We start from the raw sequence: 25,608 nt of genomic DNA, 5'->3' as shown, positions 1-25,608 counted from the left end.
TCGAAGCGGTTGGCCGTCGTTCGAGGAAGATCTGACGGGCTGTGCCTGAAGGCTAGCGGGGACCGGAGCCTTTGTGTGCGAGCGCGCCCTTTACCGCCCCCAGCGCGATGTCATGCATCAGTGCGCGATAGGTGCCCGGTTCCAGCCCCGCTTCATCGGTCCAGGCCGGCAGGTTGTTCAGCAGGCAGAAGAAGGTGCGCACGGTGGTCAGCGCCAGGGTCTCGTCGGCTGACAGGCCCAGGGGCTTCAGCAGCTTGATCAGGTGGCTTTCATAACGTCGACGCAGCACCAGCACCACGGCCTGGTGCGAGGCCTCCAGGCAGTGGAACTCGTGCTCCGCGACCCGGAAGAAATCACCCTTGTCGCGATGCAGGTCCAGATGGGCGGCGATCAGTTCGTCCAGGCGCCTTTGCGCCGAGCGCGAGGCCCGCACCGGTGGGGTGACGATGTCCAGCAGGTCCAGGTAGAGGCTTTCGATCAGCTCGAACAGCAGGGTTTCCTTGCTCTCGATATGGTTGTAGATCGAGCCCGCCTGGATGCCCAGGTGTCCCGCCAGTTCCCGCAGGCCGACCTGGGCGAACCCGCGCCGGGCAAACAGCGCCACGGCTTTTGCCCGGGTCTCCAGGTGGCGCGAGGCCCTGGCCGGGATGACTTCTCCCGGCAGCGGCGGGGTGGCGAGAGCGGCCCGGGCCATGGCCGTCTCAGCGCTCGTACGAGTAGAAACCGCGGCCGCTCTTGCGACCCAGGTAACCGGCCGCGACCATTTCCTTGAGCAACTGCGCCGGCCGGTATTTCGGTTCATCGAAGCCCGAGTGCAGGCTCTCCATGATCGCCAGCAGGGTGTCCAGGCCGATCAGGTCGGCCAGGGCCAGCGGGCCGATCGGCTGGTTGCAGCCCAGTTGCATGCCGGCGTCGATATCCGCGGCGCTGGCCAGGTCTTCCTGGAGCACGAAGATCGCCTCGTTGATCATCGGGCAGAGGATGCGGTTGACCACGAAGCCCGGGCGGTTGCGCGCGGTGATCGCCGTCTTGCCGATCTGCGTGGCCAGGGCCAGGGCGCTGGCGTGGGTGGCATCGCTGGTCTGCAGGCCGCGAATGACTTCCAGCAGGCCCATCATCGGCACCGGGTTGAAGAAGTGCAGGCCGATGAAGCGCTCGGGCAGGGCGATGGCCGCCGCCAGCTCGGTGATCGACAGTGACGAGGTGTTGGTGGCGATGATGCATGTGTCGTCCACGACTTCGGCGATCTGCTTGAGGATGCGCTTTTTCAGCTCGAGGTTTTCCGTGGCGGCCTCGATCACCAGCTCGGCATCGGCCAGCACCGCGTAGTCGCTGCTCAGGCGGATGCGGCCCAGCGCGGCCTGTTTGTCCTCGGCGCTGATCACGGCCTTGCGCACCTGGCGGTCCAGATTGCCGGTGAGGGTTGCCAGGCCCTTGTCCAGGGCGGCCTGGGACACGTCGATGAGGCTGACCTGCAGGCCCGCGACCGCGCAGACCTGGGCGATGCCGTTGCCCATGATGCCGGCGCCGATTACGGCGATACGTTGAATAGTCATAGGTGTTGTCCTTCAGATTCGTTCGAAGATGACCGCGATGCCTTGCCCGCCGCCGATGCACATGGTCGCCAGGCCATAACGCCCGCCGGTACGGTGCAATTCATGGATCAGCTTGGTGGCGATGATCGCGCCGGTGGCACCCACCGGGTGGCCGAGGGCAATCCCCGAGCCGTTGGGGTTGACCCGGGCCGGGTCGAGGTCCAGTTCCTGGCTGACCGCGCAGGCCTGGGCCGCGAAGGCGACGTTGGCCTCGATCACGTCGAGGTCGGCGACGGTCAGGCCGGCGCGCTTGAGGGCCAGGCGGGTGGCCGGGATCGGGCCGAGGCCCATCAGCTCGGGTTCGACCCCGGCGTGGGCGTAGGCCACCAGGCGGGCCAGGGGTTTGAGGCCGTTGGCCTGGACCGCCGTACCGGTCGCCAGCAGCAGGGCGGCCGCGCCGTCATTCAGGCCCGAGGCGTTGCCGGCCGTGACCGTGCCGTCTTTCTTGAAGGCGGTGCGCATCTGCGCCAGTTGCTCCAGCGAGGTGGCGCGCGGGTGTTCGTCGACACTGAACAGCTCGGTGCCCTTGCGGCTGCGCACTTCCACCGGGACGATCTGCGAGACGAAGCGACCCTCGTCGATGGCGCGCCGGGCCCGCAGCTGTTCTTCCAGAGCCAGGTCATCCTGCATCTGACGGGTAATACCGTTGCGTTCGGCGATGTTTTCCGCGGTGATCCCCATGTGGATGCCATGGAACGGGTCATGGAGAATGCCGAGCATGTAGTCGATCGCCTGGACATTGCCCATGCGCGCGCCCCAGCGTGCCGATGGCAGCAGGTAAGGACCGCGGCTCATGGATTCGGCACCGGCACCGATGGCCACTTCGGCATCGCCGAGCAGCAGGGTCTGGGCCGCCGAGACAATCGCCTGCAGGCCCGAACCGCAGAGGCGGTTGACGTTGTAGGCGGGGGTTTCCTTGGGAATGCCGGCGTTCATGGCGGCGACGCGGGACAGGTAGGCGTCCTGGGTGTCGGTGGGGATCACATTGCCCATCACCACATGGCCGACCAGGGCCGGGTCGAGGTCACTGTGTTGCAGGGCGGCCTTGACGGCGGTGGTGGCCAGTTCGCTCAGGGCGACATCCTTCAGGGCGCCGCCGAAGGTGCCGATGGCGGTCCGGGCGGCGCTGACGATATACACTTCGGGCTTGGACATGGGGCACTCCTGGTTTGTTGTTGTGATCGACAGGCGGAGCAGGTCGCGACCTTGCAGAAGCCGGCTCCCACGGGGTTCGGCAATCCGCACCTGTCACCCGATCTGAAGTAAGGTTCACCTGGCCGATAAGTCTAGGGCCGGGTGTCGGTCCGGCCTATGCCGAAACTGCTCAGTAAAATTGTTATTTTTTGCCATATGCAGCCTGGGATTCATGAAAGAAAAACATTCGGTGTCGTCGTATTTCGTCAAGGCCCTGCTGGTGCGCTTTCTCGACCGTCCACAGCGGGTCGCCGAGCTGTTGCAGGCGGCGGGTTTCAGCGAGCGTTCCGTGGACGAACTGGGCGAAAGGGTCGCGCCCAGGCTGCTGGCGCAACTCTGGCTGACGGTGATCCGCGAACTGGGCGATGAGTTTTTCGGCTTCGATTCCCACGGCATGCCCATCGGCAGCTTTGCCCTGATCTGCCGTGGCCTGATCCAGGCGCCGACGGTGGGCAAGGCGCTGGGGCTGTCCCTGGAGTATTTCGCGCTGTTCCTGCGCGATATCCAGGCCCAGGTGCAGGTACGGGGCAAGCGGGTGGTCGTGGTGATGAAAACCGCTACCGGGGATCCCTACTTGCAGGCGGTGATCACCGAAACCTTCCTGATCCTGATCGTCGGGCTGATGTGCTGGCTGGCCGGGCGGCGGATTCCCATCAGCCGCGCGCGGTTTGCCCATGCCCGGCCGCCCCACGGCGACGAACACCTGCTCTGGGGCGCCTACGTGGAATTCGATGCGGCCATCACCGAGATCGAGTTCGACCGGGAGTACCTGCGCCTGCCGGTGTTGCAAGACCGCAAGTCGCTCTATACCTTCCTGCGGGACGCGCCGCAGTCGGTGTTCATCCGTTTCCGCAATCGCGAAGGCTTCAGTGCCCGTGTCCACCAGCGCTTGCGGGCTTGTGGCTACGACCACTGGCCGACCCTGGAACAACTGGCCGGCGAGTTCGGCATCCACCTCTCCAGCCTGCGCCGGGCCTTGCAGCGCGAAGGTTTTTCCTATCAGGAGATCAAGGACGAAGTCCGCCGGGCCATGGCCTTCGAACGGCTGCGCGGCAGCAGCCTGAGCATTGCCGAGATTGCCCAGGAAGTCGGCTTCCGCGAGCCCAGCGCTTTCCATCGGGCCTTCAAGCAGTGGACCGGGGAGAGTCCCGGGAGCTTTCGTTCGCGCGGGCGATGCGGTACATCTGATCCCTCGCTGTAGACCTTGATCATTCACCGGTATCCATTCCCCCGAGGACCGTTCATGTCATCCAAGCATCTGATCGAATACGAAGAAGCCAGCCCCGAAGTGCGGGCGGTGTACGACGACATCATGCAGACCCGCAAGGTCGAGCAGGTCAACAACTTCTGGAAATGCCTGGCGGCCCATCCGCCGACCCTGCGCCGGACCTGGGAAAGCCTCAAGGAAATCATGGCCCCCGGTGCGCTGGATCCGTTGACCAAGGAACTGATCTACGTCGCCGTCAGCGTCACCAACAATTGTCCGTACTGCATCGCTTCCCATACGGCGGCGGCACGCAAGGCGGGGATGACCGAGGCGATGTTCGGCGAGTTGCAGGCGGTGGTCGGCATGGCCAACGAGACCAATCGGCTGGCCAACGGTTACCGTATTCCGCTGGATGATGCGTTCAAGCTCGACTGAGACCGCCAACCCACCCCAGGACGACTGCCATGTTCAGCCATATCCAGCTTGGAGCGCGGGACCTGCCGCGCATGATTGCGTTCTACGAAGCGGTGCTGGCCGAACTGGGCCTGGTGCGCATGGACGATGACCAGGACAACGGCCCCCCCGGCGCCGGCTGGCAGTTGCCGGGGCGCGGCTGGCCGCAGTTCTTTGTCCAGGAGCCGTTCAACGGCCTGCCGGCGACCTGGGGCAACGGGGTGCAGGTGAGCTTTGCCGCACCGTCCCAGGCGGCGGTGCGGGCCGCCTGGAACCGGGCCCTGGCGCTGGGTGCCAGGGATGAAGGGGCGCCGGGCCTGCGCCCCGATTACTCGGCCGATTATTACGGCGCCTATTGCCGCGACCCGGAAGGCAACAAGTTGTGCTTTGTGCATACGCCGGCCCTGGAAACGCTTCTGTCCGGCGGCATATAGGCGCTCGTCAGTTGGCGTTGCTTTCATCCTCCAGGGCTTTTATGTACTCGTCGATGCCGACCTCTGCCTTGGCTACCGAGGTGTAGCTGTCGAAGGTGATCATTTCCTGGTCCGTCAGCCAGATGTAGAAGGTGGGCGGTTGTTTGCCATCGCTGTAGACCTTGTGTCCCCGGTAATCAATCGCGCTGTTCTGATCCAGGTTTTCCAGTTCCATTTCTTGTTCTCCGATCATTGGTTGGTATCAGGCCTCCCAGACTGCCCGGCGGGCAGTGGGGGCGCGTCGAACGCAACGGCACGGATGGAGTTCGACCTCCTTGCAGGAAGTTTTACTGTCAGACAAAAGCGCCCTCGCAGCTACTGTCAAAAATGACAGTTCTGGGCGCCATTGGTCGGTTAATGCCAGTCATTGCCGCATCGAACTGTTGCCAGGGCAACAGTGATTCGACATTTGTTCCCCGGATGCACAGGGCCTGACAATTGAACGCATCACAACTTATTGATTTTATTCGTTTAAAATAATGGCATGGGCTCTGCAATACGATCGGGTGAACCCTTTCACCCGTCGCTCAGCGGAGCCCCGTATGCCTTGCACCCGTTCCCTGTTTTCACCTCTTGTCTGGCTCGGCGCAGCGTTGTTGCTGGGCCATGCCGGCGTCTCCCTGGCCGCCGAAGGGGACGACACCGTACCGTCCCTGGCCGGCAAGCGCATTGCCGTGAGCATGACCGGCACCAGTCATTATTTCGATATCAAGGCGTTCCAGGCCCAGATCGACGAGATCAAGCGTCTCGGTGGCACGCCGATCACCCTGGATGCCGGGCGCAATGACAAGAACCTGGTGACCCAGTTGCAGACGGTGGTCACCCAGAAGCCCGACGCGGTCATCCAGACCCTCGGCACGCTCAGCGTCATCGATCCCTGGCTCAAGCGCATCAGCAAGGCCGGTATCCCGCTGTTCACCATCGATGCGCCTTCGCAGTACAGCCTCAACAACACCACCTCGGACAACGTCGCCACCGGCCGCGCCCTGGCCGATCAATTGATCAAGGATGCCGGTGGCAAGGGCCGGATCCTGGTATTCAACGGTTTCTACGGAGTGCCGGTCTGCGCGATCCGCTACGACCAGTTGAAGCTGGCGCTCAAGGACCACCCGCAACTGGAGATCATCGAGCCGGAACTGCGCGATGTGATTCCCAACACCGTGCAGGATGCCTACTCCCAGGTTTCCGCCTTGCTCAACAAGTACCCGGCAGGCAGCATTTCGGCGATCTGGGCCGCGTGGGACATCCCGCAGCTGGGCGCCAGCAAGGCGCTGATCGACGCCAGGCGCACCGAGATCAAGACCTACGGCGTGGATGGCACTCCGGAGGTGCTGGAGTTGCTGGGCCAGGCGGATTCACCGGTGGGCGCGGTCGTCGCGCAGCAGCCGGCACTGATCGGCAAGACCGCGGTGCAGAACGTCGCCCGCTATCTGGCCGGGCAGCATGACCTGCCCAGGGAAACCCACGTACCGACATTGCTGACCACCGCCAGTAACCTGGCGCAGGTCCAGCAATTGCGGGGTGACTGATGACGGCGGCCCCGGCATTGCACCTGGAACATCTGCACAAGCGCTTCGGCGCGACCCTGGCGCTGGACGATGCGAGCCTGAAAGTCGAGCGCGGCACCATCCACGGCCTGGTGGGCGAGAACGGGGCGGGCAAGTCGACCCTGATCAAGATCCTGGCCGGTATCCACAAGGCGGACTCCGGGCAGTTGCGCATCGACGGCCAGTCCTATGCCGCGTTGTCACCACGCCAGGTGGAAGCCCTCGGTGTGCAGTTCATCCATCAGGAGCGACTGTTGCCGACCCGTTTCACCGTGGGCGAAGCGCTGTTTTTTGGCCATGAGCTGCGCCGTGGCCCCTTTGTCGACCGGCGCCGGCAACAGCGCGAGGCCGAGCGCCTGCTGGCGGAATATTTCGACCTGCAACTGCCGGCGGGGGCGCTGGTGGGCGAGTTGAACAGTGCCGAACGCCAGGTGCTGCAGATCACCCGGGCGCTGATCCGCAAGCCGAAGATCCTGGTGTTCGACGAGCCGAGCGTGGCCCTGGTCAAGCGCGAGGTCGACCAGTTGCTGCGGATCGTCAAGCGCTTGCGCGACCAGGGTTTGTCGATCCTGTACATCTCCCATTACCTGCAGGAGATCGACAGCCTGTGCGATCAGGTCACGGTGTTGCGCAATGGTCGGGATGTGGCGGTGGTCGAACCGCGCCAGACCTCCAGCGCGCAGATCGCTCGGTTGATGGTCAATCGCGAGGTCCGCGAGATGTACCCCAAGGTGCCGGTAGAGCCCGGCGAGGTGCTGCTGCGGGTGCGCTCGCTGAGCCTGGCCCGGCGCTATCGGCAGATCGACCTGGAACTGCGGCGTGGCGAGATCGTCGGCCTGACCGGGTTGGTCGGCTCGGGCGCCAAGGACTTGCTCAAGACCCTGTTTGGCGTAGTCCGGGCCGACAGCGGCAGTATTCACCTGGAGGGCCGTCTGTTGCGTCTGCGGTCGCCGGGCCAGGCCATCGCCGCGGGGATTGCCCTGGTGCCGGAAGAGCGGCGCAGCCAGGGGGTCGCCCCGGTCCTCTCGGTACTGGAGAACCTGACCCTGGCCGGACTCCGACGTTTCAGCCGTTGGGGTTGGCTGAGCCGGCGCGAGGAACAGGCGGAAAGCCTGCGGCTGATCGATGAGTTGGCAATCAAGACGCCGGGGCCCCAGGCCGCGGTCAGTCAGCTCAGCGGTGGCAACCAGCAGAAGGTCGCCCTGGGCAAATGGCTGAGCCGACGTTCGGCGGTGTACCTGCTGGACGAGCCCTGTGTCGGCGTGGATGTCGGGGCGAAGGTGGAGATCTACCGCTTGATCGGGCGCCTGGTGGCAGAGGGGGCCGCGGTGCTGGTGCTGTCTTCGGACCTGCCGGAACTGCTCGGTATCAGCGACCGGATCCTGGTGCTGCATCGGGGCGAGATCGCTGGCGAGTTCCGCGCCGCCGAGACTGACAGCGACCAGTTGCTGGCCTGTGCCACGGGCGCGGTGCGAGCCCGGAGCATCGGCTCGGCGAGCAGGGAGGTGGCGCATGTCCCGGCCTGATGAGCTGTCCCTTGCGAGCACTGCGCCGGGTCTGTCCCGGCGTTTGTGGGTGCTGCTGTTGCGGCGGGGTTCCCTGGGCGTGTTCCTGGTCATTCTGCTGGGGTTTGCGCTGGCGGCGCCGAACTTCCTGTCCGTGGGCAATATCGCCAATGTCTTCAGCCAGTCGGCGATCCTCGGGGTACTGGCCTTCGGCCTGACCTGCGTGATCATCGGCGGTGGCTCGAATGTGCTGGCCGGCGGGCTCGACCTGTCGCTGGCGGCCAACCTGGGGCTGTGCGCGGCGGTGTTCAGCCGACTCAACAATGCCGGCCTGGACCTCTTGGCAAGCCTGCCACTGACCCTGGGCTGCGGCCTCGCGGTGGGTCTGCTCAATGGCCTGGCCGTGGTGGTGCTGCGCTTGCCACCGTTGCTGGCGACGCTGGCGAGCATGAATGTGCTGGCCGGGCTGGAACTGGTCCTCACCGAAAATACCGTGGTGCCCACTGATTCGCCGTTGCTCGACCTGCTCAGTGGCGGGACCTGGCTGGCGGTGCCGGCGTTGGCCTGGGTGCTGCTGGCGATGGCCGGATTGCTGACCCTGTTGATTCAGCACAGCGCTTATGGACTGCGCCTGCATGCCGTCGGCGAGTACCCCCAGGCTGCGCAGGCGGCTGGGATTGCGGTGACGGCCTACGTGTTTTCCAGCTATCTGCTGTCGGGGCTGTGTGCGGCCGTGGCGGCGTTGTGTTCGGCAGCCTTCTTCAGCGGCAGTACCACCGGCTCCGGTGACATGCTGCTGTCGGTGGTGGCGATTGCCTTTCTCGGCGTGGTGTTTTCCCGGCGGCTGGTGGCGAGTATCCCCGGCACCTTGCTGGCGACCCTGTTGATCGGCTTTCTCATCAACGGCTTTCAGCTGCTGAACCTGTCCAGTTTCTGGGTCAACGGGGTGCAGGGTGTGCTGATCCTGCTGGTAGTCGCTGCTTCCAGTGCACTGAATCGAGGTGAACCTTCATGAGGGCCGTGCCTGCATACCCGGTGGCGAACGTGCGCTCGTTGCTGCCCTTCACCTTGCCCCTGGTATTCCTGGGGATTGTCCTGCTCTTTGCCTGGCTGGCGCCGGGCTTTCTCAGCAGTGGCAACCTGAAGAGCCTGGTGCTGAACAATTTTGTCCTGCTGGCCATTGTCTCCATCGGCATGACCTACGCGGTGGCGGCGGGTGGCATCGACCTGTCGGTCGGCACGGCGCTGGATTTCGCCAGCTTCGCTTTTGTCGTGCTGCTCAATGCCGGTCACGGGCTCGCCGTAGCCGTGCCAGCCGCGCTGGTGGCGGGTTTGCTGGTGGGAGCGGTGAACGCGGGCTTGATTGCCGGGCTGCGGATCAGTCCGTTCCTGGCAACCCTGGGCACCTTGTTTATCGGCACCAGCGCCCAGCAGTTGCTGTCGGACGGCGGTCAGCCCATCTATATCGCCCAGGCCTTCAAGCCGGAACTGGCGAGCCTGAGTCCGTTGGGCCTGCCCTTGCCGTTGCTGATCGTGATCGGCCTGGCCCTGGTCTATGGCCTGGTTCTGGCCCGTGGTCGCCTGGGCCGTGAACTGCTGGCCCAGGGGACCCAGCCGTTGCTGGCGTATTACTCGGGATTGTCGGTGCGACGCATCATCACCAGTGTGGTCCTGGCCGCTGCCCTGGCCTGCGGGTTGGCAGGGATCCTGCTCAGTTCCACGGTCGGCGCCTACGTGCCGCTGTCCGGCAATGCGTTCCTGCTCAACGCCATTGGCGCGGTGTTCATCGGTACTACCTTGAATCGCCAGGGCCGGGCGAATATTCCGGGAACGTTGCTGGGTGTGCTGTTCATCAATGTCATCGCCAATGGCCTGCTGTTGATCGGCTGGAATTTCTACTGGCAGCAGGTCGCTACCGGCGTGCTGATCTTCATCGTCCTGGGCTTCAGCTTTGTCAGCCGCCGATTGCTGGAACGGCAGGCCTAAGTGGTGCGCGGCTGCTTGAGCATCTGCAGCCATTCAGCGGCAAGGCGATGGCAGTCACCCGGCCAGCGGGCGGTCAGCAGGTTGCCGTCGCGGACCACGAAGCCTCGCCCGGGTTTGCTCGCCGAATCGCGCAGCAGCGCCGGTGGCCCGGGGACAAAGTCCTTCGGGCTGGCCAGTGCGGCCTTGATCTCTGCCTCGACGGTTTGCGGGTAGGTGCGATAGTAGCGACCGAGCCAGGGCGCGGTGATCAGCCAGGCCGCCAGTTCCATGCTGGCCGCCAGCAGGCCGGTGACCTTGCGCCCGTACAGCACCGAGCGCCCGGTATCCGGGTCGAGGGTGCGGGCCAGCAGCAGGGGACCGTGGCAGACCGAAGCGAGCGGTTTGTCGGTCTTGAAGAAATGCAGCACGATGCGTTGTGCCGCGTCCGACTCGAGCAGGCTGCGCATGCCCTCGGCATGGCCGCCGGGAACCAGCAGGCCGTCGAACTGAGCGGGGTCGACCTCGGCGTAGGCCAGCGGCTGCTGGAAATGCGGGTCGGCAAGCATCGCCTGGTAGCTTTGCAGATCGGCCTTGCGGGTCATCAGCAACGGGTTCAGCAGGCCGAAACCCTGTTCCACCAGGCGTGGATCGGCATGGGCCGGGGTGCCTTGCGGAGTGGCGAAGCGAACGTCGATACCGGCGCGATGCAGGTATTGCCAAGGCACGCTGCTTTCGGTGGGGTCGTAATCGGAGTGGGGCAGCAGGACAAGAATCATGCGGTTGGACTCGCTCGATGCGCAAAGGGGCATCGATCGAGGATAGCAGCAGAGTGGGCAAGCCCACTCTGCCCGTACACCAGGTCTAGCGCTCGATGGCCAGGGCCACGCCTTGACCGCCGCCGATGCACAAGGTCGCCAAGCCTTTTTTCGCATCGCGCTTGATCATCTCGTGCAGCAGGGTCACCAGCACCCGACAGCCCGAGGCGCCAATCGGGTGGCCGAGGGCGATGGCGCCGCCGTTGACGTTGACCTTGGCCGCGTCCCAACCCAGTTCCTTGCCCACCGACAGCGCCTGGGCCGCGAAAGCCTCGTTGGCCTCGATCAGGTCCAGCTGTTCCAGGGACCAGCCGGCCTTGTCCAGGCAGCGGCGGGTTGCGCTGACCGGACCGATGCCCATGATCGCCGGGTCGACGCCGGCATTGGCGTAGGCCGCGATCTTCGCCAGGACCGGCAGGCCGAGGGCCTTGGCCTTGGCGGCGCTCATCAGGATCACCGCGGCGGCGCCGTCGTTCAGCGACGAGGCGTTGCCGGCGGTGACCGTGCCGTCTTTCTTGAAGGCCGGCTTGAGCTTGCCCAGGGACTCGGCGGTGGTACCGGCGCGTGGCTGTTCATCGGTGGCGAACGCCAGCGGATCGCCCTTGCGCTGGGGAATCAGGATCGGCGTGATTTCGTCGACAAAACGCCCGGCCTCGATGGCGGCCACGGCTTTCTGCTGCGACGCGGCGGCGAAGGCATCCTGGGCTTCGCGGCTGATCCCGTACTTGTCCACCAGGTTCTCGGCGGTGATGCCCATGTGGTAGTCGTTGAACGCATCCCACAGGCCATCGCTGATCATGGTGTCGACCAGCTGGCCATGGCCCATGCGCAGGCCGGTGCGGGCGCCGGGCATCACGTAGTTGGACAGGCTCATGTTTTCCTGGCCACCGGCGATGATCACCTCGGCATCGCCGCAGCGTATGGCCTGGGCCGCCAGGTGCAGGGCCTTGAGGCCCGAGCCGCAGACCTTGTTCAGGGTCATGGCCGGTACCGCGTGGGGCAGGCCGGCCTTGATCGCGGCCTGGCGCGCGGGGTTCTGGCCGGCGCCGGCGGTCAGCACCTGGCCCATGATCACTTCATCGACCAGGGCACCGTCGAGGCCGGTCTGGCTCAGCAACTGGCGGATCACCGCGGCACCGAGGTCGACGGCGCTGATGCTGGCCAGCGAACCCTGGAAGCTGCCCACCGCGGTACGGGTGGCGGCGACAATCACTACATCTTGCATCGCTTCATTCCTCATCAGGAAAACTGCATTTCAGGCACGTGGTCGGGAATGATCAGTTTACCCGCGGTCTTGCTGACAATCTCTTCGACGCTGACGCCAGGTGCGCGTTCCTTGAGGACAAAAGCGCCATTTTCGATTTCCAGGTAGGCCAGGTCGGTCAGTACGCGCTTGATGCAGTTGGCGCCGGTCAGCGGCAGGCTGCAGCGTGGCAGCAGCTTCGACTCGCCGTCCTTGGAGGCGTGGGTCATGGTGACGATGATGTTCTCGGCACCGGCCACCAGGTCCATGGCGCCGCCCATGCCCTTGACCAGCTTGCCGGGGATCATCCACGAGGCGATGTTGCCCTGCACGTCGACTTCGAAGGCGCCGAGCACCGTCAGGTCGATATGGCCGCCGCGGATCATCGCGAAGGATTCGGCGGAGGAGAAGATCGAAGCGCCGATACGGGCCGTCACGGTCTGCTTGCCGGCGTTGATCATGTCGGCATCGACTTCATCTTCGCTGGGGAAGGAACCCATGCCGAGCAGGCCGTTTTCCGATTGCAGCATGACTTCCATGCCGGCCGGGATGTAGTTGGCGACCAGGGTCGGGATGCCGATGCCGAGGTTCACGTAGAAGCCGTCCTGCAGTTCGCGGGCGACGCGCTGGGCCATTTGTTCGCGGGAAAGTGCCATTTATTGTTCTCCGTTAGTCGAGGGGGCCGGGGCTTACTTGCGCACGGTGCGCTGTTCGATGCGCTTCTCGAACGTGCCGCAGATGATCCGGTCGACGTAGATACCAGGGGTGTGGATCTGCGCCGGGTCCAGTTCGCCCGGTTCGACGATCTCCTCTACTTCGACCACGGTGATCCTGCCCGCGGTGGCGGCCAGCGGGTTGAAGTTCTGGGCGGTGTGGCGATAGATCACGTTGCCGAAATGGTCGGCCTTCCAGCCTTTGACAATGGCGAAGTCACCGGTGATGGACTCTTCCATCAGGTACGGACGGCCATTGAATTCGCGGGTTTCCTTGCCTTCGGCGACGGGGGTGCCGTAGCCGGTGGCGGTGAAGAAGGCCGGGATCCCGGCGCCGCCGGCGCGCATTTTCTCGGCCAGGGTGCCCTGGGGCGTCAGGACCACTTCGATCTCGCCGCTGAGCAGTTGCTTCTCGAACAGGGCGTTTTCGCCCACATAGGAGGCCACGACCTTGCTGATCTGCCGGTCTTCCAGCAGTACGCCGAGGCCGAAACCGTCGACGCCGCAGTTGTTGGAGACCACGGTCAGGTTGCGGGTGCCCTTGCGCTTGATCTCGGCGATCAGGTTTTCCGGAATGCCGCACAGACCGAAGCCGCCGGACAGCACGGTCATGCCGTCTTCCAGGCCGGCGAGGGCTTCCTCGTAGGACGCCACGCGTTTATCGAAACCTGCCATATGCACGATCCTCTTTTGTTGTTCGTGGCCCGAGCGGCCTTTGAGTAGAGTGTTGCTCCGGGAAATATATTTGTTAAGTTGATTTTTAGGTTTGATTGATTGATAAAGCTCAATAATAGCTATTCATGCCGAGACGATGCCGATGACCGTCAAACAGCTTAGGGCCTTTCTCGCCGTTGCCCAGAGTTTAAGCTTCGCGGTGGCGGGCGAACGTCTTTACTTGTCGCAATCGGCCCTGAGCCTGACCATCAAGGCGCTGGAGGAAGGACTGGGCGGCCGCCTGTTCAGTCGCAACACCCGCAATGTCGCGCTGACTCCGGAAGGCGAAGCCCTGGTGCCCCTGGCCCGGCGACTGATCGCCGACTGGGACAATGCCGAGGACGAGCTGCGCCAGCGCTTCACCCTGCAGCGTGGCCGGGTGACCCTGGCGGCGATGCCGTCGTTTGCCGGCAACCTGCTGCCGCCGATCCTCAAGACCTTCCGTGCCCGTTATCCGCAGGTCAATGTCGCGGTGAACGACGTGGTCAACGAGCAGGTACTGGAGATGGTCGGCGATCGCCAGGTGGAGTTGGGGGTGGCGTTCGAACCGTTGCAGAACTCGTCGCTGACCTTCACGCCGTTGTATGTCGACCGTTTCGTGGCCGTGGTCCCCGCGGATTCGCCGTTGGCCGAGCGCGAGGAGATCGACTGGAACTCGTTGCTCAAGGAGCCCTTTATCACCCTGCAGCGCCCCTCCAATGTGCGGGTGATGCTGGAGGAGCACCTGCGGGCGCGGGATATGACCCTGCCGGTGGAGTTCGAGAGCCATCAGTTGGCGACGGTGGGGCGGATGGTTGCCAGCGGCCTGGGCGTGAGCGCGGTACCGGCATTGTGCGTCGGGCAGATGCGCGAGCTGGGCGCCCGTTGCATCACCTTGCATGATCCGGTGGTGGAGCGGGCCATCGGCGTGCTGACCAAACCGGGCCATGAACTGTCCGCCGCGGCCCAGGCGCTGTTCGATATCTTGTTGGAAGAAAGATCCCGTTACCTGAATTTTGAGAAATAAGTCGGTCTGGCATGGATCTTTTCCTACGATGCGCAATCATTACCCCATGAATATTCAAAGGAGGTGTGTATGTTCATCCGGTCTCTGACCTTCGCTGCGCTGTCGCTGCTCGTGTCCGGCCCCTCGTGGGCGGCCGATATCGATTCTCCGCTGACCCAGGACTACGGGAGAAGCCGGGCGTTGATCGTGATCGCGCCGAGTACGGCGGACCCGACCCTGGTCAGCCTGAAAAAGGCCCTCGACGACCCGGCCAACCAGAAGGCCTTCGACGAACGTCAACTGGTGCTCTACGAAGTGGCGCAGACCGTGGGCAAGCGTGCCAACAAATACATGGAACAACCGACCACCATGGCCCTGATTCGCGGGCTCAAGCTGGGGGTCACGCCGGAGGGCAAGTCCACGGTGATCCTGGTGGGCAAGGATGGCCAGCAGAAAACCCTCGAGCATGACGGGCCGTTGCCGTTGAAGGACGTGTTCAGCGCGGTCGATGCGTTGCCGGCCTCGGAGAAGGAAACCGTGGCCCCGACGCCACCGCCACCACCGGCGGCGGCCGCCGAGGCCAAGCCGGCGAAAGGCGCCAAGCCTGGCAAGGCGGAAAAACCGGGTAAAACGCCGCCTGCCCCCAAGGCGCTGGATGACTGAGCCTGTAACATGAACCGGGTAATATGAACCGGGTAATACCCAGCGGATCAATCTACCAGGGGCTGAGCATGTCGGGCGTTCACAAGGCTGCACAAATCGGTTTCAGCGCTGAAGCAAAAACCTATGCCCAGGGGCGCCCTGACTATCCCGTCGAGCTGCAGTCCTGGCTGCGCGACACCCTGGGTGTCGACGCGCAAGGGCAGGCGATCGACCTCGGTGCTGGCACCGGCAAGTTCACCCGCCTGCTGGTGGCGACCGGCGCCACGGTCACCGCCATCGAGCCGGTCGAGGCGATGCGTGCCGAACTGGCCGCCCGCCTGCCGGCAGTGCGGGCCTTGCCGGGCACCGCCGAGGCCATGCCACTGGAGTCAGGGTTTGCCGACACCTTGCTCTGTGCCCAGGCGTTTCACTGGTTCGCCCACGAGGCGGCGCTGGCCGAGATCCACCGTGTGCTCAAGCCCGGTGGTCGGCTCGGGCTGGTGTGGAATGTCCGGGACGAGTCGGTTGACTGGGTCGCGGCGATTACCCGGATCATCACCCCCTACGAAGGCGACACACCACGTTTCCATACTGGTGCCTGGCGCAAGCCTTTCACCGGTCGCTACTTCTCGGCGCCCGAACTGAGTTGCCTTGGTTATACCCATGTGGGCACGGCCCGGGAAGTGATCATCGACCGCTTCATGTCGGTCAGTTTCATTGCCGCGCTGCCGCCCGCCGAAAAGGCCCAGGTTGGCGGGCAACTCCAGGAACTGATCGACACCCATCCGGCCCTGAGGGGGCGCGAGAGCATTGCCTTCCCTTATCGGACCGAGGCCTATCGCTGCATGCGCGTGGAATAGCGGCTGTCAGTCCCGATGGCGCCACGCTAGGATGGCGCCCCAGTACTGAGGGTGATCGAGGCAGGCATGAAAGGCAGTTGTGCATGTGGAACCGTTGAATACGAGGTCGATAGTCTCGATATGCCCATAGGGCATTGTCACTGTCATACCTGCCGTAAAACCCATGCGGCTGTGTTTGCCCCCACGGCTGGGGTGCGGCGCGAGCATTTTCGCTGGGTCAAGGGCGAGGAGGCATTGACGGTCTTCGAGTCCTCACCTGGCAAGCTGCGGCATTTCTGTTCGCGATGCGGTTCGCACCTGATGGCCGAGCGGCCACACCTGCCACTGGTGATCCTGCGGATCGCCACGCTGGATGATGACCCGGGACTCATTGGCCAACACCATATCTGGGTGTCCCACGACCTGCCGTGGCTGGCGTACGAAGAGGGTGCCCGTTATCCGGAGTGGCAGCCGGGGCGGTGAGCGCAAGCTTGTCGCCCCTGTCTTCGGCCTGCCACCCGCCATTTTCAGTGAGAAAGATCCGGAAACCGTTGGTCCCTGGTTATGCGGGAGGACGATGCGAGCTGGAGGCGTGGTGCTGGTCGCGATGATTGCAGCGGGGCAGGTGAGTACTTCTGGTTATAATGTTAGATTATATTCTTATAAACGGTCATAACATTAGCCGCTATGCTGCCCGCCAGTTTTTTTGTCGTCTCGCTAGATTCTCCAGGGTTTGCTAATGGATGTCGGTAATTTCGGTTTTGTCGTGGCAGGCTTGGTGGTCGGCTTTATCGTTGGGTTGACGGGTGTCGGTGGCGGTTCCCTGATGACACCGATCCTGCTGTGGTTCGGTATCAACCCGGCGACCGCCGTGGGCACCGATCTGCTGTACGCGGCGATTACCAAGTCCGGCGGCGTGCTGGTTCACAAGAAGAACGACAATATCGACTGGAAGATCACCGGCTGGCTGACCCTTGGCAGCGTGCCGGCGGTGCTCTTGACCCTGTGGTTCCTGAGCAGCCTGCACACCGCGCCCGAAGCCCTGAACAGCGTGATCAAGCGGTCGCTGGGCTTTGTGCTGCTGCTGACGGCGCTGGCGGTGCTGTTCAAGAACAAGCTGCTGGCGTTTGCCCATCGGCGGGGTGTCGATCATTCGCTGATCAGTGCGCCGAAGTTGAACGGGCTGACGGTGCTGACCGGCCTCATCCTCGGCACCATGGTCGCCTTGACCTCCATCGGCGCCGGTGCCCTGGGGACGGTGGCGCTGTTTATCCTCTATCCGTTTCTGCCGACCCGGCGCCTGGTGGGTACGGAGATCGCCCACGCGGTGCCGCTGACCCTGGTAGCAGGTCTCGGGCATGCCAGCATGGGCAACATGAACTGGGAACTGCTGGGCTTTTTGCTGATGGGTTCGCTGCCGGGGATCTATATCGGCAGCCATCTGACCGGGCGGGTATCGGACGGGTTGTTGCGACCGTTCCTGGCGGTGATGCTGTTCTCGATCGGCTACAAGCTGGTGTTCTGAGATCGCTGCGGGTTGAATCCGGCCAGCAGGGCGTCCAGCACGCCGCGTACGGCGGGGACCATGCCTCGCCGGGAAGGGAAGATGGCATGCAGGCTGCCGGCGGGCGATGGACGCTCGGGCAGGACCGGCAACAGGCGGCCCCGCGCCAGATCGTCCTGTACCAGGTTGGCCGGTAGCTGGGCGATACCGATTCCCCTCAGGGCGGCGGCACGGAGTGTCTCCAGATCGTCGGTGGCCAGCCTTGGCTGGTGGCTGAAGACAACCGGATGCGGTGCCAGGAAATGCCACTGGTATTTGTCGTTGGTGTTGGCCATGGCCAAGGTCGGCATGCCCGCCAGATCGTCCAGGTCAGTGAGGGCAGGGTGCTGCGCCAGCAAGGCCGGGCTCGCCACCAGGATGCGCCGGGAGTCGAGCAGGGGCAGCAATGTCAGGTCCGAATCTTCGAGCGGCAACAAGCGTACCCGCAGGGCGATATCCAACCCTTCCTCGATGATATCCACGCGCCGGTTGGTGGCATCGAGCATGATCCGTACCGCCGGATTGTCCACCATATACTGCGTCAGAATCTCCCTGGCGCCCATCTGCAGCACGCCCAATGGGGAACTGATGCGTACCACGCCCTGAGGCGAGGCGCGCGTCTGGTCAATGGCGGTCTTCGCCGCCCGGGCTTCCTCCACCAGCGCCACGCAGTGCTGGTAAAACAGCCGGCCGGCATCGGTCAACGAGATCCGTCGCGAGTTGCGATTGAGCAGGCGCACTCCCAGCTCCGCTTCGAGAGCGGCGACGCGCCGACTGAGCTTCGAGGTCTGCAATCCGAGGACCTGCGCCGCCGCGGTGAATCCGCCGTGGTCCACCACTTTGGCGAAGAGGTACATGTTGTTCAGGTCGGTCAGATGATCCATGGCCAATCTCGTGGGGTGCGCATCGTTCTATTTTCTACAACCTATCGTTGTTTTTGAAGCTGTTCTTCCGGGTTCATTTCAAATTTATCCTCTTCACATAGGGCAACCGGCCGCCTTTGGCCGTTCATCTACTGTGCAGGCACCGATATGTTGGAGCATCGATTCAAGGCCGATCTCGGCGGCGGCGACTTTGGTTGGCTCAAGGCCCACCATCACTTCAGGGTCAGCGCCGATGGCAATCCCGCCCATCGGCCGCTGGGGGCGCTGGTGGTCTGGAACGATGACCGGATTGCGCCCGGCACCGGTTTTCCCATGCATGGCCATGAAAGCATGGAGATCGTTTCCTATGTGCTGGAAGGCGCGGTGAGCCATCGCGACAGTCTTGGCGGGGAAGGTCGTACCGAGTCCGGTGACGTGCAGGTGATGAGTGCCGGCACGGGCATCCGGCATGAAGAGCGCAATGCCGATGGTGTCCCGTTGCGGCTTTTCCAGATCTGGTTGCGGCCGCGGGAAAAAGGCGGGCTTCCCGCCTGGGGCACGCGGCCTTTTCCCAAGTCTGATCGGGCCGGTCAATGGGTGGTGCTGGCCAGCGGGTTGCCGGGTGATGAAAGCGCCTTGCCGATCCGCGCCGATGCCCGGGTTCTCGGCGCGACGCTCAAGGCCGGGCAGCGCCTGGATTATCGCTGGTCGCCGGCATCCCAAGGCTACCTGGTACCGGCGTTCGGGGCGCTGACGGTCAACGGCGAGCGGGTCGAGGCGGGGGACGGTCTTGCCGTGAGCGAGGAGGCCGAGTTGCTGGTCGAGGCGATCGAAGACACCGAAGTAGTGCTGGTCGAGGTGCCTGGCGCATGAATACGATCATCATGACCGGCGGGACGTTCGGCCTGGGGCAAGTGACGGCACAGCGACTGGCTGAGGTCCCTGGCACACGATTGATCATCGGCGGGCGCACGACCCGCCTGCCGCTGGAACTGGCGAGCCTGGACAGCGTCCGGCAGTTCGCCCGGCAAGTGATCGAGTCGCTGGGCAGCACGAAGATCAATGCCCTGGTGCTCAACGCCGGGCTGGGCTTTCCGACCGCGGCGCGCACGGTGGACGGCTACGAGAGCACCTTTGCGGTCAATCACCTGGGCCACTACCTGCTGCTGCGCCTGCTGGCGCCGGCGCTGGCCCGTGAGGCCATCGTGGTGCTGACGACCAGCAATACCCATGACCCGCAGTTCAGTCCGGTGGCGCCGTTTTCCTCCGTCGATGCGCAACAACTGGCCCATCTTGACCTGGGCAAGGCGGTGCGGGGCAGCGTCCCTTTCGAATCGGGATTCCGGGCCTATGCCACCTCGAAGCTGTGCAACCTGCTGACAGCGCGTGCCTTCGAGGCGTTGCCCGAGACCCGCTCGCGCCGGATGCGGGTGATCGCCTACAACCCGGGTTATGTCCCCGGCACCGGCCTGGGGCGCAACCTGCCTTCGGGGGCACTGCCGGCGCCGCCTTCGGCATTGAGCCCGTACTTCGCCGAGGGCATGCGCCTGCAGGCCGGCGAGCTTCTGGCCGACCTGGCATTGGGGCGGATTGTCCCGCCGAAAGGGCGTCTGTACGCGTCCCTGGTGAGAGGCGAGCTGACCTGGCCGGAACCGTCCGAGCTCGCTCGCCGTGATGAGGTGGCCCGGCAACTGTGGCAAGACAGTGCGCGGTTGTGTGCCCTAGAAGTGTGAAAGACCGCCGTCGACAATGATTTCCGAACCGGTCATGAACGACGAGTCGTCACTGGCGAGGAACACCACCGTGCGGGCAATTTCCTCCGCCTCGCCAAAACGCCCCAGCGGTACCTGGGACTCGATGCTGGCGGCGACCGCGCTGAGCTCGGACTCCGACAGTCCCAGCTTGCTGTGGAACGGAGTGCTGATCGGGCCGGGGCTGACCGCGTTGACACGGATACCCCGTGGCGCCAGCTCCGCGCCCAGGGTCAGCGCCAGGGAGCGCACGGCGGCTTTGCTGGCCGAGAGGATCGACAGGCCCGGCGCACCGACACGGTTCAGGAACGAGGTGGTCAGGATCACGCTGCTGCCTGTTACCAGCAGGGGCGAGGCTTTCTGGACAGTGAAGAACAGGCCTTTGAAATTCAGCGCGAACTGTTCATCGATCTGCTCTTCGGTCACGGCTTCCAGGGGCGCGGCGGTGCCGGCACCGGCGTTGGCAAACAGCACGTCGATCTGTGCATGGCGGCTGCGGATGGTATCGATGACACGGGCCAGGTCGGCTGGCTTGCGCAGGTCCGCGCTGATCACCAGGGCCTCGGGGCCGAGTTCGCGGCGGGCTTCTTCAAGGCGGCCTGGATGGATGCCGGTGACGATGACCTGGGCACCTTCGGCACGAAATTGGCGGGCGGTTTCCAGGCCGATACCGGAAGTGCCGCCAGTGATCAGGGCAACTTTGTCGGTCAGTTTCATGGTCGTTCTCCATCGAGGGGTTGAGAGTCTGTGAGGCTGTTCTGGCCTGGGGACCACTATCGTCGCCGGTGAACTGGTCGCCAAATCAGAAGATCTGTGCACCCGGGATAGAAAAACTGTGCTGCCTGAATCCAGGTCCGGGCCGGGCCCCTGGGGCTGAAAATTTTCATTCCTGTTTTCCCGGCGGACGGACACAATGGGACTGGTTTGAACGATCAGGTCCACCTCATGAGAGCCCCCCATCATCTGAATGCCCTGCGCGCCTTTGAAGCCGCCGCCAGGCATCTGAGCTACGTCCGTGCCGCCGAAGAACTGAACGTGTCGCCCGCGGCTATCGGGCAGTTGGTCAGGGGACTGGAGGACACCCATGGGGTGGTGCTGTTTCATCGCTCGCGCAGCGGACCGGCGAGACTGGAACTCACCGAGGTGGCGGTATCCGCGCTGGCGGATCTGCAGGCCGGCTTCGATCTGCTGAGTTCGGCGGTAGCCCGGTTCAAGGCCGGCGAACACAGCCCCGGCATCACCGTGACCGTACCACCGGCCTTCGCGGACAAGTGGCTGCTGGCGCGGGTGGAAGGTTTCCAGACGTTGTATCCGCAGTACGAGCTGCGGCTCGATACCAACGGCAGACTGGTGGACTTCGCCACGGACCGCATGGACCTGGGCATCCGCTTCGGCGCGGGACACTGGCCGGGCCTGACAGTCACCTACCTGATGGCTGAAGAGTTCTTTCCGGTGTGCAGTCCGGCGCTGTTGAGCGGCGCGCATCCATTGGCGAGCGCCGCGGATCTTCAGCATCATCCGCTGCTGCACGACGTTTCCATGCGCGGTGTCACGGCGTTCCCCACCTGGGAAACCTGGCTGCGCCGGTCAGGCTTCGAATACGACGATGCCCGGCGCGGCTTGCAGATCAACGACTCGGCGGCGGTGATGCAGACCGCTATTTCCGGGAATGGCGTGGCGCTGGGCAGGCGCAGCCTGGTGGCGGCTGACTTGGCGGCGGGCCGCCTGGTCAGGCCGTTCGGTGATGCACTGTCGTGTGATCTGGCGTACTACATCGTGCAGCGGGAGGGGACCGAGGGTTCGCCGGCGGCCGAGGCGTTCAAGCAGTGGTTGCTGGCGCAAGTGGCGTGCGATCGATAGCGCCGGCTCACGCCGGAGCTGCCGCAGTCGGGCCGGGCCTGATCGACAGATACCTTTCGATGATCTCCAGCAACAATGGGTTGTCCACGGTCTGCAGGATGTTCACCAGGCCACTGGTGGATGGCGCGATGGCCACATCCAGTCGCAGCGGTTGCTTGTAGCGCCAGCTCTTGCCGCGCGTGCGACCGGCACGCAACTCCACTTCCGTGTAGTACGGGGTCGAGGTGGCGACACCGGGATCAAGCAGCCAGGCGATGACCAGGGCGTCATGTATCCAGCAGCCGGTCAGGCTGCGGGTGGCGATCGAATAATCGATCCAGGGCCGGAAGGTCTCGCAGACAAAATCCGCCAGGGGCGTGTCGAGGCGTTCGATACGGTTCAGGTCGTCGTGGGTCATCAGGGTCTGCGTGGTGACATCCAGGGGCACCAGGGTGATCGGTGCGCCGCAATTCAGGACCCGCTGCGCGGCCTCGGGATCGAAGCCGAAGTTGGTGTCCTTGATGTAGTCATCCAGGGCAAACACGCCGCCCATGATCACGATTTCCCGGACCGCCGTGACCATCTGCGGATAACGTTCGACGGCCAGCGCCACGTTGGTCAGCGGTCCGATCGCCACCAGGGTGATTTCCCCGGGGTTGGCGCAGATCAACTGGCCGATGGCGTCAGCCGCTTCCTGCTCCGGTGCGTCGAACGCGAGGGGCGGGCGTACGTCCTGCCACAGATGGGCCAACTGACGCCTGTGCACGGTATTGTCCAGTGCATCGCGCCAGGGCGCGCCGGGCTCCTGCAAGGCCTGGGTGCTGCCGCGGACCACCGGCAAGGCGCGACCGACCCTGGCCATCAGGTCCCGGGCGACGTTGTAGCCCACGGCGCTGGGCGTATTGCCCGCGACAGTGGTTACCAGTTCAAGGGAGATTTGCGGAGCGGCCAGTGCCAGCGCCAATGCCAGACCATCGTCGACATTCGCACCTGCGATCCCATTCCCCGGATCGCAATCAATGATTAAACGTTTCATTCCACCTTCTTTTTTTCAGGCTTGCGGTGTTTTCACGACATGGCATCCACAGGACTCACCAATCACCAGGCGATGGGAAAACTCTTGCAGTTTCACCTCGCCATCCCAGGCCAGCAGCATCGCAATGGCGGCCTTGGCCATTTCCCTGACGGGTTGGCAGACGGTGGTCAGTGACGGGGCGTAGAACGCCGATTCCTCGGTGCCGTTGAAGCAGACCAGCGCTACCTGCCCGGGGACTTTCAGGCCGTGCTCCGACAGGGCGCGGATGCAGCCTATGGCCTGGGCCTCGTTGGAGCAGAACAAGGCACGGGGAGGGCGACCTTCGGCCAGCATGCGCCGGGTCGCGTCATAGCCACCCTGGCGTGTGTAGCTCGTGGGGAATATCCATTCGGGACGCTCCTCGATCCCGTTCTCGGTCAATGCGTCACGCCAGCCATTCAGACGATCCTGGGCGTTGAGCATGTCCAGCGGCCCGGCGATGATGCCGACCTCGCGGTATCCATGGCCCAGCAGGTGCGCGGTGACCTGGCGGGCCGCGGCGCGCTCGTCGACCCGCAGCATATTGACGGCGAGCCTGGGGTCGACCCGGTCGAGCATGACGAACGGCGTGCCGCTGGCCTGGATCAGGTCGATATGCGGATGACGGTCGACGCTGGTGTAGAACAGGCCATCGACGCGCTGGCTCAGCAGGCTGTTGATCAGGTTCAACTCGCGCTTGCGGCAGTCGCCCGAGTCACCCAGCAGGATGACCAGGCCGTTGTCCAGGGCCTCCTGTTGCAGGGCATGGGCAAAGGAGGCGATGAAGGTATTGGAGATGTTGGGAACGACCAGTCCATAGGTCCTGGTCTTGCCGGAGGCCAGTGCCTGGGCCACACCATTGGGTCGGTAACCGGTGCTTTTGATGGCGTCCAGCACGCGCTGGCGGGTAGCCTTGGCGACCGGCCGGGGGCCGTTGTTGATCACGTAGCTGACCACCGCCACCGAGGTTCCGGCCTCGCGGGCGACATCGTCCCGGGTCACGCGGCTTGCATTCTGTTTCGTCAAGATTACCTTCCATTTCTTGTGAGCGGACAGACATCCAAAGGCTTCTGGGTAGCGGGTCTACTCGCGTAGATTCCCGCGCCGAAAAAAAACGGAAAAGGGGGCTGGGGTGGATGAAGGGAAGCGGCACTTCATGAGCAGACCATTACCGATGTATGACATAGGACATTATCACTGCTGTTTTATTTCAGTTTGATGACCCCTGGAGGGTTCCCTTGAGCCGCCTGCAGCCCCTTTTCCCGGCCTTGTGTCGACTGATCAGAAGAAGGTGTAGGTGTAACTGAAGATCAGCCGGGCCTGATCGACCGCGGCGACGTTCGGAATACCGCTGCGGAAGCTGCCTTCGCGCAGCGAGGTGCCGAAACCTTTGAGGAAACCGCTCTGCACCACGTAGTCGATGCGCATGTCACGTTCCCATTCCGAGTAGCGGGAACCGTCGTTGCCACGGATGTGGTCGCCATGGAGATAGAGGGCCGATGCCGAGAGGCCGGGTACGCCAAGTGCCGCGAAGTCATAGGAGTACTGGGCAAAGTTGGTGTTTTCTCCCGCGCGGATGAAAGAGTTATCCATCACGTCGGTAATCAGATAGACACTGGCGCCGCCGTTGCCTTCGTTGTTGCCGGCACCGCCGAGCACGCTGCCCTGGTTCAGATAGACCACGCCGCCCGAGTCGGACACTTGCTGGCGCCCCAGCATGAACGCGCTGCCGCCCAGGTAGTAGGTAAAAGCGGCACTCCAGGTGCTGTTGTCGACTTTCCCGGGTTCGCTGGCATAACCGCCGTTGTTATTGAAGAGATAGCCGGTCGTGCCATTCTTGCCTTGGGAAGTACTGTTGAAGTAGCGCAGGTCGGTCTTGAATCTGGAGTTGTCACTGATTCGGGTCGTATTCAAGAGACCGAAGAAGTCCTGTTTGTAATAATCGCTCAGATCGGCGTGGTAGTACTGCAGGGTGGTATCCGGCGTCACTTTCCAGTCCGCGCCGGCATAAGTGAAATGGTTGCTGGCGCGGGTGCCGCCGGCGATCGCCAGTCCCGTGGCATTGGAGGACGCGCGTCCCGTCGAGCGACTCAGTTGCCCGGCGTTGATGGTCAGGTTGTCGATGTCTTTCGATGTCACCGTCACCCCTTCGAAGGTTTGCGGCAGCAGCCGGCCATCGTTGGCCACCAGGATCGGCAGGTTGGGCGACAGTGCGCCGCCGGCGTGGAACTCGGTCTTCGACACCCGCACCTTGGCATTGCCCGCCAGCCGGCTCCAGCTGTCGACCGGGCTGCCGTCGGAATCCACGGGGGCGAATGAGTTCTGCGTATTGGCGTTCGGGTGCTGGATACCCCCGGAGAGGTTGTAGGCCTGCATGGCCTGGACATCGAGGCCGAAGCCGACCGTTCCCTGGGTGAAACCCGAGAGATAGTCCAGTTTGAAACCCTGTGTCACTTCGTCCTGGTCGACACCCGGGGCGTTGGGATTGTCACTGCGCAGGTAGTAAGTGCGCGAGCTGACCGCGGCGGTACTGTCTTCGATAAAGCCTGCGGCCGTTGCCTGTTGGGCCAGGATGCTACTGGTTACCGCCAGTGCGAGAGTGGCTCTTTTCATTACGTTGCTCCTATGAGTTTGCCGATGGACAGGCGTGGTTTTGCCCGGCCAGTCA

The 25,608-nt window shown here is 63.9% G+C and carries 28 protein-coding genes; 15 read left to right on the top strand and 13 right to left on the bottom strand.

The window, feature by feature from the left end; genetic code table 11:
• Positions 1-52: 52 nt before the first annotated feature.
• Genes ACL9RJ_RS04515 through ACL9RJ_RS04505 form a run of 3 tightly spaced genes read right to left on the bottom strand, consistent with a single transcriptional unit; the run spans position 53 to position 2,750 of the window.
• Positions 53-694: a TetR/AcrR family transcriptional regulator gene (locus ACL9RJ_RS04515; RefSeq protein ID WP_017127571.1), complete on the bottom strand. Its 642-nt coding sequence runs from the start codon at positions 692-694 to the stop codon at positions 53-55.
• A 7-nt stretch (positions 695-701) separates the two neighbouring features.
• Complete coding sequence (locus ACL9RJ_RS04510; RefSeq protein WP_422764927.1) at positions 702-1,556, bottom strand: 3-hydroxybutyryl-CoA dehydrogenase; 855 nt, start codon at positions 1,554-1,556, stop codon at positions 702-704.
• 12 nt (positions 1,557-1,568) lie between these two features.
• A complete protein-coding gene (locus tag ACL9RJ_RS04505; RefSeq protein WP_177146717.1) occupies positions 1,569-2,750 on the bottom strand; it encodes an acetyl-CoA C-acyltransferase family protein in 1,182 nt (393 codons plus the stop codon).
• A 211-nt stretch (positions 2,751-2,961) separates the two neighbouring features.
• On the opposite strand from ACL9RJ_RS04505, the gene ACL9RJ_RS04500 reads away from it, so the two are divergent.
• Genes ACL9RJ_RS04500 through ACL9RJ_RS04490 form a run of 3 tightly spaced genes read left to right on the top strand, consistent with a single transcriptional unit; the run spans position 2,962 to position 4,883 of the window.
• A complete protein-coding gene (locus tag ACL9RJ_RS04500) occupies positions 2,962-3,990 on the top strand; it encodes an AraC family transcriptional regulator (RefSeq protein WP_422764925.1) in 1,029 nt (342 codons plus the stop codon).
• A 42-nt stretch (positions 3,991-4,032) separates the two neighbouring features.
• Entirely contained in the window at positions 4,033-4,431 is a 399-nt protein-coding gene (locus tag ACL9RJ_RS04495) for a carboxymuconolactone decarboxylase family protein (RefSeq protein ID WP_017127567.1), read from the top strand.
• 29 nt (positions 4,432-4,460) lie between these two features.
• Positions 4,461-4,883 carry a VOC family protein gene (locus tag ACL9RJ_RS04490; RefSeq protein ID WP_017127566.1) on the top strand — a complete coding sequence of 141 codons (423 nt, stop codon included), beginning with the start codon at positions 4,461-4,463 and terminating at the stop codon, positions 4,881-4,883.
• Between the two features lie 7 nt (positions 4,884-4,890).
• Here ACL9RJ_RS04490 and ACL9RJ_RS04485 read toward each other — a convergent pair whose 3' ends face one another.
• Positions 4,891-5,097, bottom strand: coding sequence for a hypothetical protein (locus tag ACL9RJ_RS04485; RefSeq protein ID WP_177119227.1), 207 nt, complete (start codon positions 5,095-5,097; stop codon positions 4,891-4,893).
• 367 nt (positions 5,098-5,464) lie between these two features.
• Here ACL9RJ_RS04485 and ACL9RJ_RS04480 point away from each other — a divergent pair, with 367 nt between their 5' ends.
• The 4 genes from ACL9RJ_RS04480 to ACL9RJ_RS04465 are packed head-to-tail and all read left to right on the top strand — an operon-like array spanning position 5,465 to position 9,960.
• The gene (locus ACL9RJ_RS04480; RefSeq protein ID WP_422764924.1) at positions 5,465-6,451 is read left to right on the top strand and encodes a sugar ABC transporter substrate-binding protein; all 987 of its coding nucleotides are present in this window, start codon (positions 5,465-5,467) and stop codon (positions 6,449-6,451) included.
• Positions 6,451-7,995 carry a sugar ABC transporter ATP-binding protein gene (locus ACL9RJ_RS04475; RefSeq protein WP_422764923.1) on the top strand — a complete coding sequence of 515 codons (1,545 nt, stop codon included), beginning with the start codon at positions 6,451-6,453 and terminating at the stop codon, positions 7,993-7,995. The genes ACL9RJ_RS04480 and ACL9RJ_RS04475 overlap by 1 nt, the downstream gene beginning before the upstream one ends.
• Entirely contained in the window at positions 7,982-8,989 is a 1,008-nt protein-coding gene (locus tag ACL9RJ_RS04470) for an ABC transporter permease (RefSeq protein ID WP_177082109.1), read from the top strand. The genes ACL9RJ_RS04475 and ACL9RJ_RS04470 overlap by 14 nt, the downstream gene beginning before the upstream one ends.
• Positions 8,986-9,960 (top strand): ABC transporter permease, encoded by a 975-nt coding sequence (locus tag ACL9RJ_RS04465; protein WP_177119229.1) that lies wholly within the window; start codon positions 8,986-8,988, stop codon positions 9,958-9,960. Before ACL9RJ_RS04470 ends, ACL9RJ_RS04465 begins: the two co-directional genes overlap by 4 nt.
• Here the strand turns inward: ACL9RJ_RS04465 and ACL9RJ_RS04460 are convergent.
• The 4 genes from ACL9RJ_RS04460 to ACL9RJ_RS04445 form a co-directional block, all read right to left on the bottom strand.
• Positions 9,957-10,715 carry a DJ-1/PfpI family protein gene (locus ACL9RJ_RS04460; protein WP_422764922.1) on the bottom strand — a complete coding sequence of 253 codons (759 nt, stop codon included), beginning with the start codon at positions 10,713-10,715 and terminating at the stop codon, positions 9,957-9,959. The two genes, ACL9RJ_RS04465 and ACL9RJ_RS04460, sit on opposite strands and share 4 nt — an antisense overlap.
• 85 nt (positions 10,716-10,800) lie before the next feature.
• Positions 10,801-11,979 (bottom strand): acetyl-CoA C-acetyltransferase, encoded by a 1,179-nt coding sequence (locus ACL9RJ_RS04455; RefSeq protein WP_103032986.1) that lies wholly within the window; start codon positions 11,977-11,979, stop codon positions 10,801-10,803.
• Between the two features lie 14 nt (positions 11,980-11,993).
• A complete protein-coding gene (locus ACL9RJ_RS04450) occupies positions 11,994-12,653 on the bottom strand; it encodes a CoA transferase subunit B (RefSeq protein WP_422764921.1) in 660 nt (219 codons plus the stop codon).
• Positions 12,654-12,686: 33 nt separating this feature from the next.
• Complete coding sequence (locus ACL9RJ_RS04445; protein WP_017127559.1) at positions 12,687-13,385, bottom strand: CoA transferase subunit A; 699 nt, start codon at positions 13,383-13,385, stop codon at positions 12,687-12,689.
• A 142-nt stretch (positions 13,386-13,527) separates the two neighbouring features.
• Here ACL9RJ_RS04445 and ACL9RJ_RS04440 point away from each other — a divergent pair, with 142 nt between their 5' ends.
• The 5 genes from ACL9RJ_RS04440 (at position 13,528) to ACL9RJ_RS04420 (ending at position 17,415) form a co-directional block, all read left to right on the top strand.
• On the top strand, positions 13,528-14,430 hold the full coding sequence (locus ACL9RJ_RS04440) for a LysR family transcriptional regulator (RefSeq protein WP_042936020.1): 903 nt from the start codon (positions 13,528-13,530) through the stop codon (positions 14,428-14,430).
• Positions 14,431-14,499: 69 nt separating this feature from the next.
• Positions 14,500-15,072 carry a DUF4174 domain-containing protein gene (locus ACL9RJ_RS04435; protein ID WP_103032987.1) on the top strand — a complete coding sequence of 191 codons (573 nt, stop codon included), beginning with the start codon at positions 14,500-14,502 and terminating at the stop codon, positions 15,070-15,072.
• A gap of 68 nt (positions 15,073-15,140) precedes the next feature.
• A complete protein-coding gene (locus tag ACL9RJ_RS04430; RefSeq protein WP_017127556.1) occupies positions 15,141-15,911 on the top strand; it encodes a class I SAM-dependent methyltransferase in 771 nt (256 codons plus the stop codon).
• A 66-nt stretch (positions 15,912-15,977) separates the two neighbouring features.
• Positions 15,978-16,373 carry a GFA family protein gene (locus ACL9RJ_RS04425; protein ID WP_042935958.1) on the top strand — a complete coding sequence of 132 codons (396 nt, stop codon included), beginning with the start codon at positions 15,978-15,980 and terminating at the stop codon, positions 16,371-16,373.
• 256 nt (positions 16,374-16,629) lie between these two features.
• Entirely contained in the window at positions 16,630-17,415 is a 786-nt protein-coding gene (locus ACL9RJ_RS04420; RefSeq protein WP_422764920.1) for a sulfite exporter TauE/SafE family protein, read from the top strand.
• On the opposite strand, the gene ACL9RJ_RS04415 is transcribed toward ACL9RJ_RS04420, so the two are convergent.
• Entirely contained in the window at positions 17,397-18,317 is a 921-nt protein-coding gene (locus tag ACL9RJ_RS04415; protein WP_177082112.1) for a LysR substrate-binding domain-containing protein, read from the bottom strand. The genes ACL9RJ_RS04420 and ACL9RJ_RS04415 overlap by 19 nt on opposite strands.
• Before the next feature lie 147 nt (positions 18,318-18,464).
• Here ACL9RJ_RS04415 and ACL9RJ_RS04410 point away from each other — a divergent pair, with 147 nt between their 5' ends.
• Both ACL9RJ_RS04410 and ACL9RJ_RS04405 read left to right on the top strand, forming a co-directional pair.
• Positions 18,465-19,169, top strand: a complete 705-nt coding sequence (locus ACL9RJ_RS04410; protein WP_017127552.1) for a pirin family protein — start codon at positions 18,465-18,467, stop codon at positions 19,167-19,169.
• Positions 19,166-20,029, top strand: coding sequence for an SDR family NAD(P)-dependent oxidoreductase (locus ACL9RJ_RS04405; protein WP_177116389.1), 864 nt, complete (start codon positions 19,166-19,168; stop codon positions 20,027-20,029). The genes ACL9RJ_RS04410 and ACL9RJ_RS04405 overlap by 4 nt, the downstream gene beginning before the upstream one ends.
• Here the strand turns inward: ACL9RJ_RS04405 and ACL9RJ_RS04400 are convergent.
• Positions 20,018-20,764, bottom strand: a complete 747-nt coding sequence (locus ACL9RJ_RS04400) for an SDR family oxidoreductase (protein ID WP_017127550.1) — start codon at positions 20,762-20,764, stop codon at positions 20,018-20,020. The two genes, ACL9RJ_RS04405 and ACL9RJ_RS04400, sit on opposite strands and share 12 nt — an antisense overlap.
• 228 nt (positions 20,765-20,992) lie before the next feature.
• Between ACL9RJ_RS04400 and ACL9RJ_RS04395 the strand changes: the two genes are divergently transcribed.
• On the top strand, positions 20,993-21,907 hold the full coding sequence (locus ACL9RJ_RS04395) for a LysR substrate-binding domain-containing protein (protein ID WP_017127549.1): 915 nt from the start codon (positions 20,993-20,995) through the stop codon (positions 21,905-21,907).
• A 7-nt stretch (positions 21,908-21,914) separates the two neighbouring features.
• On the opposite strand, the gene ACL9RJ_RS04390 is transcribed toward ACL9RJ_RS04395, so the two are convergent.
• The 3 genes from ACL9RJ_RS04390 to ACL9RJ_RS04380 form a co-directional block, all read right to left on the bottom strand.
• Complete coding sequence (locus ACL9RJ_RS04390; protein WP_017127548.1) at positions 21,915-22,922, bottom strand: nucleoside hydrolase; 1,008 nt, start codon at positions 22,920-22,922, stop codon at positions 21,915-21,917.
• 15 nt (positions 22,923-22,937) lie between these two features.
• A complete protein-coding gene (locus ACL9RJ_RS04385; protein WP_017127547.1) occupies positions 22,938-23,966 on the bottom strand; it encodes a LacI family DNA-binding transcriptional regulator in 1,029 nt (342 codons plus the stop codon).
• Positions 23,967-24,221: 255 nt separating this feature from the next.
• Positions 24,222-25,553: an OprD family outer membrane porin gene (locus ACL9RJ_RS04380; protein ID WP_017127546.1), complete on the bottom strand. Its 1,332-nt coding sequence runs from the start codon at positions 25,551-25,553 to the stop codon at positions 24,222-24,224.
• Positions 25,554-25,608 lie beyond the last annotated feature (55 nt).

Origin of the sequence: Pseudomonas sp. Mn2068 (assembly GCF_049319725.1) — a bacterium.
Taxonomy (GTDB): Bacteria; Pseudomonadota; Gammaproteobacteria; order Pseudomonadales; family Pseudomonadaceae; genus Aquipseudomonas; species Aquipseudomonas gingeri.
The sequence above is the reverse complement of the archived record's forward strand: the minus strand, read 5'-3'. Positions and strand labels throughout refer to the sequence as shown.

Coding starts and splice junctions, on each gene's coding strand:
- ACL9RJ_RS04480 (WP_422764924.1), top strand. CDS start 5,465: ATGCCTTGCACCCGTTCCCTGTTTTCACCTCTTGTCTGGCTCGGCGCA.
- ACL9RJ_RS04435 (WP_103032987.1), top strand. CDS start 14,500: ATGTTCATCCGGTCTCTGACCTTCGCTGCGCTGTCGCTGCTCGTGTCC.
- ACL9RJ_RS04390 (WP_017127548.1), bottom strand. CDS start 22,922: ATGAAACGTTTAATCATTGATTGCGATCCGGGGAATGGGATCGCAGGT.
- ACL9RJ_RS04495 (WP_017127567.1), top strand. CDS start 4,033: ATGTCATCCAAGCATCTGATCGAATACGAAGAAGCCAGCCCCGAAGTG.
- ACL9RJ_RS04445 (WP_017127559.1), bottom strand. CDS start 13,385: ATGGCAGGTTTCGATAAACGCGTGGCGTCCTACGAGGAAGCCCTCGCC.
- ACL9RJ_RS04460 (WP_422764922.1), bottom strand. CDS start 10,715: ATGATTCTTGTCCTGCTGCCCCACTCCGATTACGACCCCACCGAAAGC.
- ACL9RJ_RS04430 (WP_017127556.1), top strand. CDS start 15,141: ATGTCGGGCGTTCACAAGGCTGCACAAATCGGTTTCAGCGCTGAAGCA.
- ACL9RJ_RS04510 (WP_422764927.1), bottom strand. CDS start 1,556: ATGACTATTCAACGTATCGCCGTAATCGGCGCCGGCATCATGGGCAAC.
- ACL9RJ_RS04470 (WP_177082109.1), top strand. CDS start 7,982: ATGTCCCGGCCTGATGAGCTGTCCCTTGCGAGCACTGCGCCGGGTCTG.
- ACL9RJ_RS04500 (WP_422764925.1), top strand. CDS start 2,962: ATGAAAGAAAAACATTCGGTGTCGTCGTATTTCGTCAAGGCCCTGCTG.
- ACL9RJ_RS04450 (WP_422764921.1), bottom strand. CDS start 12,653: ATGGCACTTTCCCGCGAACAAATGGCCCAGCGCGTCGCCCGCGAACTG.
- ACL9RJ_RS04515 (WP_017127571.1), bottom strand. CDS start 694: ATGGCCCGGGCCGCTCTCGCCACCCCGCCGCTGCCGGGAGAAGTCATC.
- ACL9RJ_RS04485 (WP_177119227.1), bottom strand. CDS start 5,097: ATGGAACTGGAAAACCTGGATCAGAACAGCGCGATTGATTACCGGGGA.
- ACL9RJ_RS04505 (WP_177146717.1), bottom strand. CDS start 2,750: ATGTCCAAGCCCGAAGTGTATATCGTCAGCGCCGCCCGGACCGCCATC.
- ACL9RJ_RS04405 (WP_177116389.1), top strand. CDS start 19,166: ATGAATACGATCATCATGACCGGCGGGACGTTCGGCCTGGGGCAAGTG.
- ACL9RJ_RS04475 (WP_422764923.1), top strand. CDS start 6,451: ATGACGGCGGCCCCGGCATTGCACCTGGAACATCTGCACAAGCGCTTC.
- ACL9RJ_RS04415 (WP_177082112.1), bottom strand. CDS start 18,317: ATGGATCATCTGACCGACCTGAACAACATGTACCTCTTCGCCAAAGTG.
- ACL9RJ_RS04440 (WP_042936020.1), top strand. CDS start 13,528: ATGACCGTCAAACAGCTTAGGGCCTTTCTCGCCGTTGCCCAGAGTTTA.
- ACL9RJ_RS04490 (WP_017127566.1), top strand. CDS start 4,461: ATGTTCAGCCATATCCAGCTTGGAGCGCGGGACCTGCCGCGCATGATT.
- ACL9RJ_RS04400 (WP_017127550.1), bottom strand. CDS start 20,764: ATGAAACTGACCGACAAAGTTGCCCTGATCACTGGCGGCACTTCCGGT.
- ACL9RJ_RS04465 (WP_177119229.1), top strand. CDS start 8,986: ATGAGGGCCGTGCCTGCATACCCGGTGGCGAACGTGCGCTCGTTGCTG.
- ACL9RJ_RS04380 (WP_017127546.1), bottom strand. CDS start 25,553: ATGAAAAGAGCCACTCTCGCACTGGCGGTAACCAGTAGCATCCTGGCC.
- ACL9RJ_RS04455 (WP_103032986.1), bottom strand. CDS start 11,979: ATGCAAGATGTAGTGATTGTCGCCGCCACCCGTACCGCGGTGGGCAGC.
- ACL9RJ_RS04425 (WP_042935958.1), top strand. CDS start 15,978: ATGAAAGGCAGTTGTGCATGTGGAACCGTTGAATACGAGGTCGATAGT.
- ACL9RJ_RS04395 (WP_017127549.1), top strand. CDS start 20,993: ATGAGAGCCCCCCATCATCTGAATGCCCTGCGCGCCTTTGAAGCCGCC.
- ACL9RJ_RS04420 (WP_422764920.1), top strand. CDS start 16,630: ATGGATGTCGGTAATTTCGGTTTTGTCGTGGCAGGCTTGGTGGTCGGC.
- ACL9RJ_RS04410 (WP_017127552.1), top strand. CDS start 18,465: ATGTTGGAGCATCGATTCAAGGCCGATCTCGGCGGCGGCGACTTTGGT.